At 56.4% G+C, this 16258-nt stretch carries 10 protein-coding genes and 3 tRNA genes; 7 read left to right on the top strand and 6 right to left on the bottom strand.

Features of this window, described 5'->3' with window-relative positions; translation table 11 throughout:
• Positions 1-89: 89 nt before the first annotated feature.
• From ptrA to recD, 3 genes are read left to right on the top strand one after another with little or no spacing between them, the layout of a single operon-like run.
• Positions 90-2975, top strand: coding sequence for a pitrilysin (ptrA, locus tag FY046_RS17015; RefSeq protein ID WP_227535006.1), 2886 nt, complete (start codon positions 90-92; stop codon positions 2973-2975).
• The gene (recB, locus tag FY046_RS17020; RefSeq protein WP_421505269.1) at positions 2972-6508 is read left to right on the top strand and encodes an exodeoxyribonuclease V subunit beta; all 3537 of its coding nucleotides are present in this window, start codon (positions 2972-2974) and stop codon (positions 6506-6508) included. Before ptrA ends, recB begins: the two co-directional genes overlap by 4 nt.
• Complete coding sequence (gene recD / locus FY046_RS17025; RefSeq protein WP_159337928.1) at positions 6505-8343, top strand: exodeoxyribonuclease V subunit alpha; 1839 nt, start codon at positions 6505-6507, stop codon at positions 8341-8343. The genes recB and recD overlap by 4 nt, the downstream gene beginning before the upstream one ends.
• A gap of 76 nt (positions 8344-8419) precedes the next feature.
• On the opposite strand, the gene argA is transcribed toward recD, so the two are convergent.
• On the bottom strand, positions 8420-9775 hold the full coding sequence (gene argA, locus FY046_RS17030; protein WP_159337930.1) for an amino-acid N-acetyltransferase: 1356 nt from the start codon (positions 9773-9775) through the stop codon (positions 8420-8422).
• Positions 9776-10006: 231 nt separating this feature from the next.
• Here argA and amiC point away from each other — a divergent pair, with 231 nt between their 5' ends.
• Complete coding sequence (amiC, locus tag FY046_RS17035; RefSeq protein WP_133846069.1) at positions 10007-11254, top strand: N-acetylmuramoyl-L-alanine amidase AmiC; 1248 nt, start codon at positions 10007-10009, stop codon at positions 11252-11254.
• An 85-nt stretch (positions 11255-11339) separates the two neighbouring features.
• On the opposite strand, the gene FY046_RS17040 is transcribed toward amiC, so the two are convergent.
• The 3 genes from FY046_RS17040 to FY046_RS17050 form a co-directional block, all read right to left on the bottom strand.
• Positions 11340-11416, bottom strand: a tRNA-Met gene (locus tag FY046_RS17040).
• 47 nt (positions 11417-11463) lie between these two features.
• Positions 11464-11540, bottom strand: a tRNA-Met gene (locus FY046_RS17045).
• 76 nt (positions 11541-11616) lie between these two features.
• Positions 11617-11693, bottom strand: a tRNA-Met gene (locus FY046_RS17050).
• Between the two features lie 206 nt (positions 11694-11899).
• On the opposite strand from FY046_RS17050, the gene mltA reads away from it, so the two are divergent.
• Positions 11900-13048 (top strand): murein transglycosylase A, encoded by a 1149-nt coding sequence (gene mltA / locus FY046_RS17055; RefSeq protein ID WP_167863290.1) that lies wholly within the window; start codon positions 11900-11902, stop codon positions 13046-13048.
• 62 nt (positions 13049-13110) lie between these two features.
• On the top strand, positions 13111-13911 hold the full coding sequence (gene tcdA / locus FY046_RS17060) for a tRNA cyclic N6-threonylcarbamoyladenosine(37) synthase TcdA (protein ID WP_171149576.1): 801 nt from the start codon (positions 13111-13113) through the stop codon (positions 13909-13911).
• 92 nt (positions 13912-14003) lie between these two features.
• On the opposite strand, the gene csdE is transcribed toward tcdA, so the two are convergent.
• Both csdE and csdA read right to left on the bottom strand, forming a co-directional pair.
• Entirely contained in the window at positions 14004-14444 is a 441-nt protein-coding gene (csdE, locus tag FY046_RS17065) for a cysteine desulfurase sulfur acceptor subunit CsdE (protein WP_159337932.1), read from the bottom strand.
• 2 nt (positions 14445-14446) lie between these two features.
• Positions 14447-15652: a cysteine desulfurase CsdA gene (gene csdA, locus FY046_RS17070; RefSeq protein ID WP_133846065.1), complete on the bottom strand. Its 1206-nt coding sequence runs from the start codon at positions 15650-15652 to the stop codon at positions 14447-14449.
• Positions 15653-15872: 220 nt separating this feature from the next.
• Here csdA and FY046_RS17075 point away from each other — a divergent pair, with 220 nt between their 5' ends.
• On the top strand, positions 15873-16097 hold the full coding sequence (locus FY046_RS17075; protein ID WP_133846064.1) for a YgdI/YgdR family lipoprotein: 225 nt from the start codon (positions 15873-15875) through the stop codon (positions 16095-16097).
• The last annotated feature ends 161 nt before the right edge of the window (positions 16098-16258 follow it).

Consider the following 16258-nt stretch of genomic DNA (forward strand, 5'->3'; position numbering starts at 1 on the left):
TGTCACGTCACACAGCCGTACGCTGAAATTTGTAAGCCGATGTTCATCTGGCGGGAAGCCGGATAACACCAGCCCGTTGAGGAGTTTGAATGCGTCGTTATGCAGTCTGGTTAGCTTGTTTTGTTTCCGTCTCGATGTTCAGCCCACTGACACTTGCTCAGACCGGCTGGCAGCCCCTCACTGAAACCATCCGTAAAAGTGAGAAGGACCCACGCCAGTATCAGGCCATTAAGCTCGATAATGGCATGACCGTTCTGCTGGTGTCCGACGCGCAGGCCACGAAATCGCTGGCAGCGCTGACGCTGCCGGTCGGCTCACTGGAAAACCCAACCGATCAACTTGGCCTGGCACACTACCTCGAACATATGGTGCTGATGGGCTCAAAACGTTACCCGCAGCCGGATAACCTCGCTGAATTCCTCAAAAAACACGGTGGCAGCCATAACGCCAGCACCGCGTCTTATCGCACCGCGTTCTACCTGGAAGTGGAAAACGATGCCCTGCAACCCGCCGTCGACCGCCTGGCCGATGCTATCGCTGAACCGCTGCTCGACCCGGTGAATGCTGACCGCGAGCGCCATGCAGTGAACGCCGAGCTGACGATGGCCCGTTCGCGTGACGGTCTGCGCATGGCGCAGGTCGGTGCTGAAACTCTCAATCCAGAACACCCCAGCTCACGCTTCTCTGGCGGGAATCTGGAAACCCTGCGCGATAAACCGGGCAGCAAACTGCACGATGCGCTGAAGGCCTTTTACCATCGCTACTACTCCGCCAACTTAATGAAGGCAGTGATCTACGGTAATCAGCCACTGCCGGAGCTGGAGAAAATTGCCGCCGCAACCTTTGGGCGCGTGGAAAACCGCCATGCCACGGTGCCGGATATCACCGTTCCGGTGGTGACCGACCAGCAGAAAGGCGTGATCATTCACTACGTGCCGGCCCAGCCACGTAAGCAGCTGAAAATCGAATTCCGCATCGATAACAACAGCGACAAATTCCGCAGCAAAACGGACACGCTGATCGGGTATCTGATTGGTAACCGCAGCAAAAATACGCTCTCAGACTGGCTGCAAAATCAGGGCCTGGCGGATTCCATCAGTGCGGGTGCTGACCCGATGATCGACCGCAACGGTGGCGTGTTCTCCATCGCTATCTCCCTGACCGATAAAGGCCAGGCTAACCGGGATGAAGTGATTGCCGCCGTATTCAGCTACCTGAAAACGCTGCGTACTCAGGGCATTGATAAGCGCTACTTTGATGAAGTGTCCCACGTGCTGGATTTGGACTTCCGTTATCCGTCGATTACCCGCGATATGGACTACATCGAATGGCTGGTGGATACCATGCTGCGCGTACCGGTCGAGGATACGCTGGTCGCCCCGTATATTGCCGACCAGTTTGATCCGCAGGCGGTTAATGCCCGTCTGGATGGCATGACGCCACAAAATGCGCGTATCTGGTTTATCAGCCCGAAAGAGCCACACAATAAAACCGCTTACTTTGTCGATGCGCCTTATCAGGTCGATCGTATTCCTGCGCAGCGTTTTAATCAGTGGCAGGCGGCAAGCGACAAAATCAGCCTGTCGTTACCGGTTCTTAACCCTTACATCCCGGATGATTTCAGCCTGATCAAGGCCGATAAAAAGTATCAGCGCCCGGAAGAGTTGGTGAATCAGAAAGGGCTGCGCGTGTTCTACATGCCAAGCCAGTACTACGCCGATGAGCCTAAGGCCAATATCACCCTGGCCCTGCGTAACAAGGCGTCAATGAGCACCGCGCAAAATCAGGTGTTGTTTGCGCTTAATGATTATCTGGCGGGGGTTGCGCTGGATGAACTGAGTTCCCAGGCTTCTGTCGGTGGCATCAGTTTCTCCACCAGTGAAGATGACGGCGTTTCCTTTAGTGCCAGCGGGTTCACGCAGCGTTTGCCGAAGTTGATGGGCCAACTGCTGGACGGTTACGCCAGCTTTACCCCAACGGAACAGCAGCTGGAACAGGCGAAATCCTGGTATCTGGAACGTCTGGATTCGGCCGAAAAAGGCAAAGCGTTTGAGCTGGCGATTCAGCCTGCGCAACTGCTGTCACAGCTGCCTTACACGCAACGCAGTGAACGCCGTAAACTGGTGCCTGCCATCACGCTACAACAGCTACTCGACTACCGTAAAATGCTGCTGGAACAATCCACTCCGGAACTGATGGTGGTAGGGAATATGACGCCGGATGCCGTGCGTAAGCTGGCCACTGACGTGAAAAATCAGCTTAACTGCGAAGGCAGCGACTGGTGGCACAGTGAGCACGTGACGGTGGATAAAAAAGTGCTGGCTAACCTGCAACAGCCCGGTAGCAGTACCGACTCTGCACTGGCCGCCGTCTATATTCCGCTGGGCTTCCCGGAGTATCAGAGTATGGCCAGCAGTGCGATGCTGAGCCAGATTATTCAGCCGTGGTTCTACAATCAGCTCCGTACGGAAGAGCAACTCGGCTATGCGGTCTTCTCCTTCCAGATGCCGGTGGGCCGTCAGTGGGGCATCGGCTTCCTGCTGCAAAGTAACGTGAAGCAACCCGCTTATCTGCTGAAGCGCTTTGAGGCGTTTTATCCAACGGCTGAGAAGCGCCTGCGTGAAATGAGCCACGAAGATTTTGCTCAGTATCAGGCTGCGATGATCAACGAACTGAAGCAGCGCCCGCAAACGCTGGATGAGGAAGCCGGGCGCTTTAGCAAAGATTTCGATCGTGAGAACTACCATTTCGATACCCGCGAGAAGGTGATTGCGCAGATCCAGACGTTAACGCCGCAGGGGCTGGCTGACTTCTTCCATCAGGCTGTCATTGCGCCGAGTGGGCTGGCGTTGTTGTCCCAGGTGTCCGGCAGCCGCCACGGCAAAGCTGACTATGCTGCGCCATCAGGCTGGAAGACCTGGAAGGATCTCTCTACCTTGCAGCAATCATTACCAGTGAGTCAGGATCAGCCATGAACCAACGGGTGCCTGAAAGGCTTGAGCCGTTAACCCTGCCACTGCACGGCGAGCGGCTGATTGAGGCGTCCGCCGGAACCGGGAAAACCTTCACCATCGGGCTGCTCTATCTGCGCCTGTTATTGGGGTTGGGCGGTGAAGCGGCGTTCAGTCGCCCGTTGTCAGTGGAAGAGATTCTGGTTGTGACGTTTACCGAGGCGGCAACGGCGGAGCTGCGCGGGCGTATCCGTGCCAATATCCACGAGCTGCGCATTGCCTGCGTTCGCGGTGAAAGTCATAACCCGATGTTTAAACAGCTTATGACTGAAGTCGCCGACCGAAATTGGGCAGCATCAATGCTGCTGGCCGCAGAACGGCAGATGGATGAGGCCGGTATCTTTACTATTCACGGTTTCTGCCAGCGTATGCTGAATCTCAACGCCTTTGAATCCGGCATGCTGTTTGAACAGGAGTTGATTGAGGACGAAACCCCGTTGCGCCGTCGCGCAACGGCCGATTTCTGGCGTCGTCACTGCTATCCGTTGCCGCTGCCAGTGGCGCGCGTGGTGCGTCAACTGTGGGAAGGGCCGGAGCAACTGCTGAAAACGCTTTCGCCGTGGCTGGGGGGAGAAGCGCCAGCGCTCAAATCAGCGCCAGACCGCGATGAAACGCTGGAGCAGCGCCATGAGAAAATCATTGCCCACATCGACCTGCTGAAACAGGCATGGCTGGCGGCAGGCGATTTGCAGTCGCTGGTTGAGTCCTCCGGTGTGGACAAGCGCAGTTACAGTAGTAAGCACTTACCTAACTGGCTGGAAAAAATTACCCAGTGGGCGCAGGCAGCAACGGAAGACTATGAGGTCGCGAAAGACCTTGAGCGTTTTGGTCAGCGCGTGCTGTCGGATAAAACCAAGAAAGGCGAGCCGCCACGGCATCCGTTGTTTGACCAGATTGATGCCTTCCTCGCAGAGCCTCTGTCATTGCGCGACCTGGTGATTGCCCGGGCGTTGCACGAGGTGCGTTTTGTGACCCAGCAGGAGAAACGCCTGCATGCGCAGATGGGGTTTGATGACTTGCTGGGGCGTTTTGATGCTGCATTGCAGCAGCCGGGGGGGGCCGCGCTGGCAGCGGCAATCCGTCAGCGTTACCCGGTCGCCCTGATCGATGAATTCCAGGACACCGATCCCCAGCAATACCGCATCTTCCACACGCTGTATGCGCGGCAGCCAGACAGTGCACTGCTGCTGATCGGCGATCCGAAACAGGCTATCTACGCCTTCCGTGGTGCGGATATCTTTACCTATATGAAGGCGCGAGCAGAAGTTAGTGCTCACTATACGCTTGAGACTAACTGGCGCTCATCACCGGCGATGGTGGATGGCGTTAATAAGCTGTTTTTGCACCAGGTAAACCCGTTTTTATTCAATGATATCCCGTTTATTACCGTCAGCCCGGCAGAGCCGAACGCCACTCTGAGCTTTAGCCTGGAGGGAGCAGAACAGCCGGCTTTGCAGTTCTGGTTGCAGCCCGGCGAGGGCGTTGGGGTCAGTGATTACCAGCAGTTTATGGCGCGCCAGTGTGCCGCGGAAATTCGCCGCTGGCTCAGTGCCGGGCAGCAGGGCACCGCGATGATCGGTAAGGCCGGTAAACAGCAGCCGGTGCGTGCCTCGGATATCACGATTCTGGTGCGTAGCCGTAGTGAGGCCTCGGTGATGCGTGAGGCATTAAACGGCCTGGCAATCCCCTCGGTGTATCTCTCCAACCGTGACAGCGTATTTACCACACCGGAAGCCCGCGAAATGCTGTGGCTGTTGCAGGCGGTGCTGGCACCGGAGCAGGAGCGTGTTCTGCGCAGTGCGCTGGCCAGCAGCCTGCTGGGCCTTGATGCCCGGGCACTGGATGCGCTGAACCAGGACGAACGGGCCTGGGATGCCCTGGTGGATGAATTTGCCGACTACCGCCAGCGTTGGTTAAAGCGCGGTGTACTGCCGATGCTGCGCGATCTGATGGTGAAACGGCATATTGCGGAAAACCTCCTGGCGTCCGACAGCGGGGAACGCCGTCTGACCGATCTGCTGCATCTGGGTGAACTGTTGCAGGAGGCTGCAGCCACCCTCGACAGTGAACATGCGCTGGTGCGTTGGCTCGCTCAGCAGGTGGAACAGCCGGACGGGCAAGTGGCTAACCAGCAGTTGCGCCTGGAGAGCGATCGTAACCTGGTGCAGATTGTCACCATCCATAAATCGAAAGGTTTACAGTATCCGCTGGTGTGGTTGCCATTTGTTGCCAACTTCCGCGAGGCGGAAAACGGCGTTTATCACGATCGTCAAACCTTCGAAGCGTTGCTCGACTTACAACAAGGGGAAGAGAGCGTGGCGCTGGCCGAGCAGGAAAGGCTGGCAGAAGATCTGCGCTTGCTGTATGTGGCGCTGACGCGCTCGGTTTACCACTGTAGCGTCGGTATTGCTCCCCTGATTAAAGGCACACGTAAAAAAGAGGGCGACAGCGACCTGCACCGCAGCGCGTTGGGCTACTTGATCCAGCAAGGCGAAGCGGCAGATGCCGCAGGATTAAGGACGGCACTGCTGAGCCTGCAAAGTGATACGACCGCGGTCGTTATTCCGCAGGAACCGGACGATACGCCGTGGCAGCCACAGCACGAAGACCCACAGCGCCTGAGCAGCCAGCAGTTACAACGTACCCTGCGCGATGACTGGCGAGTGACCAGTTATTCCGGCCTGCAACAGCACGGACATGCGCCCGCGCTGGACCTGCTGCCCCGGCTGGATGTTGATGCGGTGGGGGAAGCCAGCGATGAGCTGTTACCACAGCTTACGCCGCACACTTTCCCGCGCGGAGCGGCACCGGGCACCTTCCTGCATGGATTGTTCGAAACCCTCGAATTTACCGCACCGTTGGAAGATGACTGGCTGGCGCTTCAGCTTAGTCGTCAGGGGCTGGACGAGGCCTGGCATCCGGTGATGCATGACTGGCTCGGGCGTATTTTGCATACGCCGCTCAATGACAGTGGCGTGAGCCTGGATCAGCTTGCACCTGAAGCCCGGCGAGTTGAGCTGCAATTTTATCTGCCGATTTCACGTCTTCTGACGGCTGATGCACTGGACCAGGTGGTGCGCCAGGACCCGCTTTCGGCTGACTGCCCGCCGCTCGATTTTTATCAGGTGCAGGGCATGCTGAAAGGCTTTATCGACTTGGTCTTTTGCTGGCAGGGAAAATATTACCTGCTGGATTACAAATCGAACTGGCTGGGTGAGGACAGTAGCGCTTACACGCGTCCGGCTATGGCGCAGGCGATGCAGTCACATCGCTACGACCTGCAGTACCAGCTTTACACGCTGGCGCTGCATCGCTATCTGCGGCACCGTCTGGCGGACTATGACTACGAACGTCATTTCGGTGGCGTGATTTATCTGTTCCTGCGTGGCCTGGACGGGACGGAGGGAAGCAATGGCATTTACAGCACGCGGCCCCAGGCAGACTTTGTCACTGCGCTTGACCAGCTGTTTGCTAACAACGCGGAGCAGGGCGCATGACGCTGACAGAAGGATTAAAGCAGGCGCAGCGACTGCGGCTATTGCGGCCCCTTGATGTGCAGTTTGCGCAGATGGTGGCGACAGCAGAGCAACCGGCGCTGATGCTGGCGGCCGCACTGGTCAGTCGCGATGCGGGGGAAGGGCACGTCTGTCTGCCGCTGGACCAACTGCATCCTGAGGCTTTTTTTGCCGGCCGTCACCCGGAGCTGGCGCAGGCATTGTGGCAGGCGGCAGGAGCACCACAGGACTGGGCTGATACATTACTGGCACAAACCGCCGTCAGCAACGGGGAGTCAGCGACGCCGCTGGTGTTACATCAACAGCGGCTGTATCTGCACCGGATGTGGCAGAGCGAAGGGGAAGTGGCGCAGTTTGTGCAGCGCCAGCAGCATGCCGTCGCACTGGATGAGGCGCAGGTGCGCCAGACGCTTGACCGCTATTTCGGCCAGCAGCCTGACGACTGGCAGAAAATTGCCGCTGCCGTGGCGCTCACCCGTCAGGTTGCAGTGATTTCAGGCGGGCCGGGCACCGGGAAGACCACAACGGTGGCGAAATTACTCGCCAGCCTGATTGAGCTATCAGTGACGGCGCCACGGATTGAACTGGCAGCTCCAACCGGGAAAGCGGCAGCCCGACTCACGGAGTCACTGGGAAAAACGCTACAGGAACTGACGCTGGACGAGGAGATTCGCAGCCGTTTCCCGACGGAGGCGACCACGCTGCACCGCCTGCTGGGCGCACTGCCAGGCAGCCAACGCATGCGTTACCACCGGGGTAATCCGTTGCATCTGGACGTGCTGGTGGTGGATGAAGCCTCAATGGTCGATCTGCCGATGCTGGCTAACCTGATCGCGGCGCTGCCTTCACAGGCACGAGTGATCTTCTTGGGTGACCGCGACCAGCTTGCCTCGGTAGAGGCGGGTGCCGTATTGGGGGATATCTGCCGCTGTGCCGAATTCGGTTACAGCCTGGAGCGTGCCGCTGAACTCACGCGTCTGACGGGGTGTGACGTTGCCGGGCGTGAGGATGCCAGTGCTTCTGTGGTGCGCGATATGATCTGCCTGCTGCGGAAAAGCTACCGTTTTACAGCGTCATCAGGTATTGGTCAGCTGGCGCTGGCGGTCAACGCCGGTGAGGTGAAGCGGGTTGAGCAGGTCTTCAGCGGTGGATTTACGGATATTCGTCGCCAGGCACTGAGCAGCAGCGAGGATTACCAGCAGCTGTTGAATGACTGTGTGGCGGGTTATCGCGGCTATCTGAAATTGCTCGCCGCCGGAGCGCCGCCTGCTGAGGTTTTGGCGGAGTTTGGCCGATTCCAACTGCTGTGCGCCCTGCGCGAGGGGCCATTTGGGGTTGCCGGACTGAATGAACGCATTGAGCAGTCGCTGCGCCAGGCGGGGCTGATTCGCCGCGTTGTGGCGATGAACGGCAAGTGGTTTGTCGGGCGGCCTGTGATGATTGCCCGTAATGACCGGGCGCTGGGGTTGTTTAACGGCGATATCGGTATTGCGATGCTGGACGATGAGCAGCAGCTGAAAGTGTTTTTCCCACTGCCCGATGGCAGCATCAAGGCTGTGCAACCGAGCCGCCTGCCGCCGCATGACAGCGCCTGGGCGATGACGGTGCATAAGTCGCAGGGATCGGAGTTTGAACATACGCTGATGGTGTTACCAAATCAGATCATGCCGGTGCTGACGCGTGAGCTGGTGTATACCGCCATCACGCGTGCCAAACGGCAGCTAACGCTGTACGCCGATAAAGGCGTGTTTAACGCCGCAGTGAAGATGCGCACGCAAAGGCGCAGTGGGCTGGTGGATCGATTAACGCAGGTTTAGGGGGACGGGCATGCCCGTCCCGGTTAACATCGAACGGAGCATGCCTCGCCCCGTCGGTTAATCGTGCGGTGCGCGATTAACTTTGCCGCGTATGGGCGTTGGCTTCCCGCAGGTCGACCATCAGCACTTTGGAACGACGCTGATAGTTGTACATCTGTTTTTTGCTTTCCGGCAGCAGTTCGATATCCACCGGGACAAAACCACGTTCCTGGAACCAGTGAATACTGCGCGTGGTCAGCACAAACAGTTTTTTTAACCCCATCTGGCGTGCCTGTAACGCTACGCGCTCCAGCAGTGCCTCGCCGCGTGCCGAACTGCGGTAATCCGGGTGTACTGCCACGCAGGCCATTTCACCGATCTGCTCTTCGGGGAATGGATAAAGTGCAGCGCAGCCGATGGTCAGGTTATCGCGTTCAACAATCGTAAACTTATCGATTTCCATTTCCAGCTGCTCGCGCGAGCGGCGCACCAGAATGCCCTGCTGCTCCAGCGGGCGGATCAGTTCCAGAATGCCACCAATATCGTTAATCGTGGCGCGGCGGATCTGCTCGGCGCTCTCCATTACAATCTGCGTACCGATACCGTCGCGTGAGAACAGCTCCTGCAACAGGGTGCCATCTTCCTGATAGCTAATCAGGTGACTACGGCGCACGCCGCTGCGGCAGGCTTTCACGGCACCACGCAGGAAGCGCACGGTGCCGGAGTGATAATCATCGCTGGTTTCCAGTTCTTCAATACGCTTCTGCGCTTCATTAGGGAATAGCTCGGAAACAATATTGCCTTCATTGTTCGTCACGCCCTGTTCGGAACAGAAGCCGATCATTTTTTCAGCTTTCAGTTTGATCGCCAGCTGGGTGGCAACCTCTTCAGAGGTCAGGTTGAAGCTCTCTCCGGTGACCGAAACGGCGACGGGCCCCATCAGCACGATGGCACCGCTGTCCAGCTGGCGATGAATGGCTTCTTCATCGATACGACGAATACGGCCGCTGTGACAGTAGTCCACGCCGTCATCCACGCCCAGCGGCTGGGCAATAATAAAGTTGCCGCTGACCACATTAATATGTGCGCCCTGTAACGGCGTGTTATTGAGGCTCATCGACAGGCGGGCAGTGATATCCAGCTGTAAACGGCCTGCGGCCTGTTTGACCAGCTCCAACGACTGCGCATCCGTAACGCGGGTATGTTTATGGTAGAGCGGTTCGAGGTTACGCTCGGCGAGGCTGGCATCAATTTGCGGGCGGGCGCCATACACTACGACCAGGCGGATACCCAGGCTGTGCAGCAGGCCGATATCATTGACGATGCTTGAGAAGTTCTCATGCTCGATGGCTTCACCACCCAGCATAATGACAAACGTTTTACCACGATGGGCGTTGATATAGGGAACTGTATGGCGGAATCCCTGGACCAGCTCGGTACTACGTTCCTTCACGGCAAACCCTCTTTGAATTATTATTCGGTAAAAGTGTATTTTTATTCTTTTATCACTCCGGGTGCAAGTGGCATTTATCCTTACTTATCACCTGCTACCGCATTTCTCTGTGGCTAATGCCCTGCATTTATTCGCTTTTTTTGGGTGACACTGCCTGGTGGATTCGTTAAAGTTTTTGCAAAATTTTTGTTATTGGCTTTTTATTAAACACAGCAACGCATCAGGAGTGGCATGACCGATTCAACCTCACTTAACCGGCGGCGGTTATTACAAGGGGCAGGCGCAGCCTGGTTACTCAGCATCAGCCGTGTCGGCATGGCCGCCAGCGGCCATGTGGTCGCGATCCGCCTCTGGCCTTCTTCTACTTATTCACGTCTGACCATTGAGTCCAACACGCCGCTTAAGTATAAGCAGTTTGCCCTCAGCAATCCCGATCGCGTGGTCGTGGATATCGATAATATCCGGCTGAATTCGGCGCTGAATAGCGTGGGCAATCTGGTCCGTCAGGACGATCCCTATATTAAAAATGCGCGTGTCGGCCAGTTCGACCAAAACACCGTCCGGCTGGTGCTTGAGCTAAAGCAAAACGTTGCGCCGCGTATTTTTACGCTCGATCCGGTTGCCGGGATCAAAAATCGTCTGGTACTGGATCTCTATCCGGTGCAAACACAACAGCACAATGATGATCCGCTACTGGCATTGCTGGAAGATTACAACAAGGGCGATCTCGAACGCAGCCAGCCAGCGGCCGCACCGCTTCCCGGTAAGGCGGGTCGGGATCGTCCCATTGTCATCATGATCGATCCCGGCCACGGCGGTGAAGACTCCGGGGCCGTTGGTAAGCATAAAACGCGCGAGAAAGATGTGGTGCTGAAGATTGGCCGACGGCTGAAGGCCCTGATCGATAAGCAGCCGAACATGCGTGCCTATATGACGCGCAATGAGGATGTCTTTATTCCCCTGAAAGTGCGTGTGGCGAAAGCGCGCAAGCAGCGTGCCGACCTGTTTATCTCGATTCATGCTGATGCATTTACCAGCCGTGCGGCACGCGGATCATCGGTGTTTGCGCTGTCGACGAAAGGGGCAACCAGTACCGCTGCCCGTTTTCTGGCACAGACGCAGAATGAATCCGATCTGATTGGGGGCGTTAGCAGAAGCGGCGACCGTTACCTCGACCACACCATGTTCGATATGGTGCAGAGCCTGACGATTAACGACAGTCTGAAGTTTGGCAAAGAGGTGTTGTCGCGCATGGGGAAAATTAACCATCTGCATAAGCGGACGGTGGATCAGGCAGGCTTTGCGGTACTGAAAGCACCGGATATCCCTTCGATTCTGGTAGAAACGGCCTTTATAAGCAATATCGAAGAGGAACGTAAATTACGCACCACACGTTTTCAGCATCAGGTGGCGGATTCCATTCTGGCAGGGATTAAAGCGTATTTTGCTAACGGTGCGCCGCTGGCACTGCATAAATAGTCAACGGGCGGAAAGGATTCCGCTGTGATTCAGCAAGAGGGGGACAAACGACACATACAAAAAAACACCCTTAAGGGTGTTTAATTGGTTGCGGGAGCCGGATTTGAACCGACGACCTTCGGGTTATGAGCCCGACGAGCTACCAGGCTGCTCCATCCCGCGTCCGATTAACGCTTTAACTACTTTTACTTCCACCCACGACGGATAATTGGTTGCGGGAGCCGGATTTGAACCGACGACCTTCGGGTTATGAGCCCGACGAGCTACCAGGCTGCTCCATCCCGCGTCCGCGTGGTTTGTCGCTTCCATCACGACAACTATCTTCTTTACTGCTTAACTCAATCTTACAGACTTTAGTTAATTGGTTGCGGGAGCCGGATTTGAACCGACGACCTTCGGGTTATGAGCCCGACGAGCTACCAGGCTGCTCCATCCCGCGTCCGTGGTTGCGCACTATACGCCTGATGGGTTTTCTTGCAACCCCTTTTTGCAGATAAGTGGCTAAAATCGTGGTTGTGATGGATTTTTACGCTCAGATGCTGGAATGTTGCACAAATGCCTCAGGTCTTTTTCAGAAGGCGCATTTAATTATGGCGGTGCCTTTGCTATCTTCGCGCAGGGTTCCCGTATAAAGGTAAAGAAGGCATGAAAGCAGGTTGGGCAAAATATCTGGTGACCGGCACGCTGCTGGCGCTGCTGGCGGGGTGTTCGTCGAAACCCACCGATCGTGGGCAACAGTATAAGGATGGGACACTGAATCAACCGCTGGCGCTGGTCAATCAGCCCAACGCGAAGGGGCGCCCGGTGAATGGCAAAGACTTTGCCGACCAGGTTTCTCAAATCCGTTTTTCCTCTGCGGGCATGTATTCGCGTCAGTCCGGCACCTATAGCGCCATCGAGAGCTGGCTGATGGCTGGGGGCGATACTCGTCAGTTGCGCCAGTTCGGTCTGGATGCATATCAGATGGAAGGCACCGACAATTATGGCAACGTTCAGTTTACCGGTTACTACACCCCGGTGATTCAGGCGCGTTACACCCGCCAGGGTGAATTCCAGTATCCTTTATACCGTATGCCACCGCGTAGTAAGGGCAGGAAGCTGCCAAGCCGGGCGGAAATCTACAGTGGTGCGCTGGATGAACGCTTTATCGCGGGCTACAGCAATTCGCTGATGGATAACTTTATTATGGATGTGCAGGGCAGCGGCTATGTTGACTACGGGGATGGGCGTCCGCTGACGTTCTTCGGCTACGGTGGTAAGAATGGCCATCCTTATCGCAGTATCGGTAAAGTTCTGATCGACCGCGGTGAAGTGAAGCGCGAAGACATGTCGATGCAGGCTATCCGTCAGTGGGGCGAAACGCACAGCCCGGCTGAGGTGCGCGAACTGCTGGAGCAGAACCCTTCCTTTGTCTTCTTTAAACCTGAGAACTTTGCGCCCGTGCGTGGTGCCAGCGCGGTGCCGCTGGTGGCAAAAGCTTCGGTCGCGGCTGACCGTGCGTTGATCCCACCGGGTACTGCGCTGCTGGCAGAGATTCCGTTGCTGGATAACAACGGTAAATTTACCGGCAAATATGAGATGCGTATAATGGTGTCGCTGGATGTAGGGGGGGCCATTAAAGGGCAGCACTTCGACATATACCAGGGAATCGGCCCCGATGCCGGGCATATGGCGGGCTGGTTTAACCATTATGGCCGCGTCTGGGTGCTGAAAAATGCCCCAGGCGCCGGCGCACCGATATTCTCTTCTGCACAGAATAGTTCTTCTCAGAGTGGTTTACTGGTCAGTCAGTAAATCCACAGCGGGCGGCGAAGGCGGCCCGCTGTGTTTGGATAGGTTTCGAGGAATAACAGATGATGGTTCTTTCAGATGCCTGGCGGCAACGCTTTGGCGGAACGGCGCGCCTCTATGGCCAGTCTGCGCTTCAGCTCTTTGCGGATGCGCATGTCTGTGTAGTGGGCATTGGTGGGGTTGGTTCGTGGGCGGCGGAAGCATTGGTACGTACCGGCATCGGTGCGATCACATTGATCGATATGGACGACGTCTGCGTCACCAACACCAATCGTCAGGTTCACGCGCTGAAAGAGAATGTTGGCCGGGCGAAAACCGAGGTGATGGCTGAACGTCTGCTGGCGATCAATCCGGAATGCCGGGTGACCTGTGTTGACGACTTCATTACACCAGAGAATACGGCGGAGCTGATTGGGAAGGACTTCAGTTATGTGGTTGATGCCATTGATAGCGTGCGACCCAAAGCAGCGCTGCTGTCATGGTGTCGGCGTAATAAAGTGCCGCTGGTGACCACCGGGGGCGCAGGTGGGCAGATTGATCCCACACAGATCCAGGTGGCCGATCTGGCAAAAACCATTCAGGATCCGCTGGCGGCGAAATTGCGCGAGCGGCTCAAAAGTGATTTCAATATCGTCAGAAACAGCAAAGGTAAGTTGGGAATCGACTGCGTGTTTTCCACCGAGGCGTTGATGTATCCGCAGCCGGATGGCTCGGTATGTGCGTCGCGCAGCACCGCAGAAGGCCCGAAGCGTATGGACTGTGCGGCAGGGTTTGGTGCTGCAACGATGGTCACCGCCACCTTTGGTTTTGTCGCGGTATCCCATGTGCTGAAGAAAATGATGGCAAAAGCAGCGCGTCAGGCATAAATAGCGTAGAGGCTGATCTTCTGTTTCGGTCAGCCTTTTATTGCACGGGTCGATCGAAAAAATGATCGACCCGACGGTTACAAGCAGCCGTATTATTCATTCACCGCCCGCATCACGGCATCGGCCATCGCCTGCAATCCGGCGCTGCGTGAGGCGCTCAGCTGTTCTTTTAATCCCAACTGCTCAAATAGCGCCAGCGGATCGTCCTGTTGTAACTGTGTCGCTGTTTTACCTTCTACAGCCGTCAGCAGTACGGCCAACAGCCCGCGCACAATACGTCCCTCGCTCTCGCCAAAGAAATGCAGACGCCCGTCAGCCATCAGCTGATGCCCCAGCCAGACGCGATTTTCACATCCGGTCAGCTCAATATCAGCACTTCTCAGTTCATCGGGCAGGGCGGGCAACTGTTTGCCCAGCAGGATCAGCTGGCGGTAACGCTCCTCCCACTGTCTGAAATGGGAAAACTGCGCCCGCAGTGTGTCCGGAGTAATCAGTGTGCCAAAGGGATGCGAAGCGATAAGCGGTAAACTCATGATTAATCTGCCAGTAGCGTCAGGGCGGTGGTCATGGCCGCGACCAGCGCGTCCACATCTTCAACGGTATTATAAGGGGCGAAGGAGGCACGTAATGTCCCGCTGACGCCCAGGGCGGCCAGCAACGGCTGGGCGCAGTGCTGCCCGGCGCGCACGGCAATGCCGCTTTCGGCCAGTAGCATCACGACGTCACTGTGATGGATACCCGTAATATCAAATGCCAGCAGGCTGGAGTGGCTGGCGCGATAGCTGCGAAAACCGGGCAGTGCCGACAGACGTTGTTCGGCCTGTGTCGCCAGTTCACAACTCCAGCGCTCGGCGGCAGCTACATCGATGTGGCTTAACCACTCCAGCGCAGCACTCAGGCCAATGACGCCAGCCACATTAGGGGTGCCGGCTTCAAAGCACCACGGGACGGGTTGCGGGGTAAATCCCTCGAAGGTCACGCTGCTTATCATCTTGCCGCCCCCCTGCCAGGGCACCATTTCTGCCAGGCGTTCGGCTTTGCCATACAGCGCACCAATGCCCATCGGGCCGTACAGCTTATGTGCCGAAAAAGCATAAAAATCAATATCCAGTGCCTGTACATCCGGAGGGCAGTGCACCACGCCCTGGGCGCCATCGACCATCACTTTTGCACCACAGCCATGCGCAAGGCTGATGATCCGTTGCAGGTCAGGGCAACCGCCAGTGACGTTAGACATTTGCCCCACGGCCACCAGACGTGTGCGTGCATTCAGCAGTGCCGGGAGCAGATCGGGGTCTGGCAGGCGGTTTTTACCAATCGACCATTTGACGACGCGGGCACCCGTCTGTTCTGCCACCATCAGCCAGGGCACCAGATTAGCGTGGTGTTCCGCTTCGCTGACCACGATCTCATCCCCCGCTTGCAGGCGCGGGCGCAGCCAACTTTGTGCCACCAGATTGATCGCTTCAGTGGTGCCTTTGGTCCAGACAATATTGTGGCTGCTGGCGGCATTCAGCAGGTGTGCCACCTGTGCGCGGGCCTGTTCATAACGTTCGGTCAGGCGCTGTGCGGCAGCAAACTGGCTACGATGGACCGTACCCGCACTCAGGCGATAAAACTGTTCCGTGGCATCAATCACCGCCAGCGGTTTCAGCGCGGTGGCTGCGCTGTCGAGATAGCAGGTGGCATCGTTGAGTGCGGGGAACTGCTGGCGAAAGTGCCGCGGGTTAAATGACGTCATACTTTTTACGCGTTCCTCTGGGATGGTTCGTGCCTTTTTAGGACCAGACTGAAAGAGATGTGGTTTTCTGGCAAAGCTGAAAAAGCGCGTTATGCTGAATTATGACTGTTTATAGTGTTTACCCGCAAATAGAAGCGCTGTCTTAGTAGGATGTTAAACCCTTTTCTATTGTTATTTTGACAGCTCATCGGGTACTTCTTCTCATCACGGAGATATAAAAATGAAAAAGCTCGCCGCTGTGATCGCAGCCTGCACCATGACATTAGCTCTGGCTGGTTGTTCAAGCAATTATGTGATGCATACCAATGACGGCCGGACTATCGTTGCCGAGGGCAAACCTATGGTAGACGATGATACCGGGATGATCAGCTATAAAGATGCCAATGGGTCAAAACAGCAGATTAACCGCTCTGATGTCAAAGAGATGGTTGAGATGGGCCAGTAAAACGCAGGCAAAAAAAAGCACCGCCACAGGCGGTGCTATTAACAATCAATATGGACAGACAGGGTAAATCTACAGGAATAAAAGGTAGCCAGGCTACCAGACCTGAAAATCGTCAGGTCAAATGCAAACACAACATCACGACACAAGCCAAAAGCCCCTCA

It is taken from the genome of Erwinia sp. 1181_3, from assembly GCF_052824965.1.

Coding starts and splice junctions, on each gene's coding strand:
- FY046_RS17075 (WP_133846064.1), top strand. CDS start 15,873: ATGAAAAAGCTCGCCGCTGTGATCGCAGCCTGCACCATGACATTAGCT.
- csdE (WP_159337932.1), bottom strand. CDS start 14,444: ATGAGTTTACCGCTTATCGCTTCGCATCCCTTTGGCACACTGATTACT.
- recD (WP_159337928.1), top strand. CDS start 6,505: ATGACGCTGACAGAAGGATTAAAGCAGGCGCAGCGACTGCGGCTATTG.
- amiC (WP_133846069.1), top strand. CDS start 10,007: ATGACCGATTCAACCTCACTTAACCGGCGGCGGTTATTACAAGGGGCA.
- mltA (WP_167863290.1), top strand. CDS start 11,900: ATGAAAGCAGGTTGGGCAAAATATCTGGTGACCGGCACGCTGCTGGCG.
- recB (WP_421505269.1), top strand. CDS start 2,972: ATGAACCAACGGGTGCCTGAAAGGCTTGAGCCGTTAACCCTGCCACTG.
- csdA (WP_133846065.1), bottom strand. CDS start 15,652: ATGACGTCATTTAACCCGCGGCACTTTCGCCAGCAGTTCCCCGCACTC.
- tcdA (WP_171149576.1), top strand. CDS start 13,111: ATGGTTCTTTCAGATGCCTGGCGGCAACGCTTTGGCGGAACGGCGCGC.
- ptrA (WP_227535006.1), top strand. CDS start 90: ATGCGTCGTTATGCAGTCTGGTTAGCTTGTTTTGTTTCCGTCTCGATG.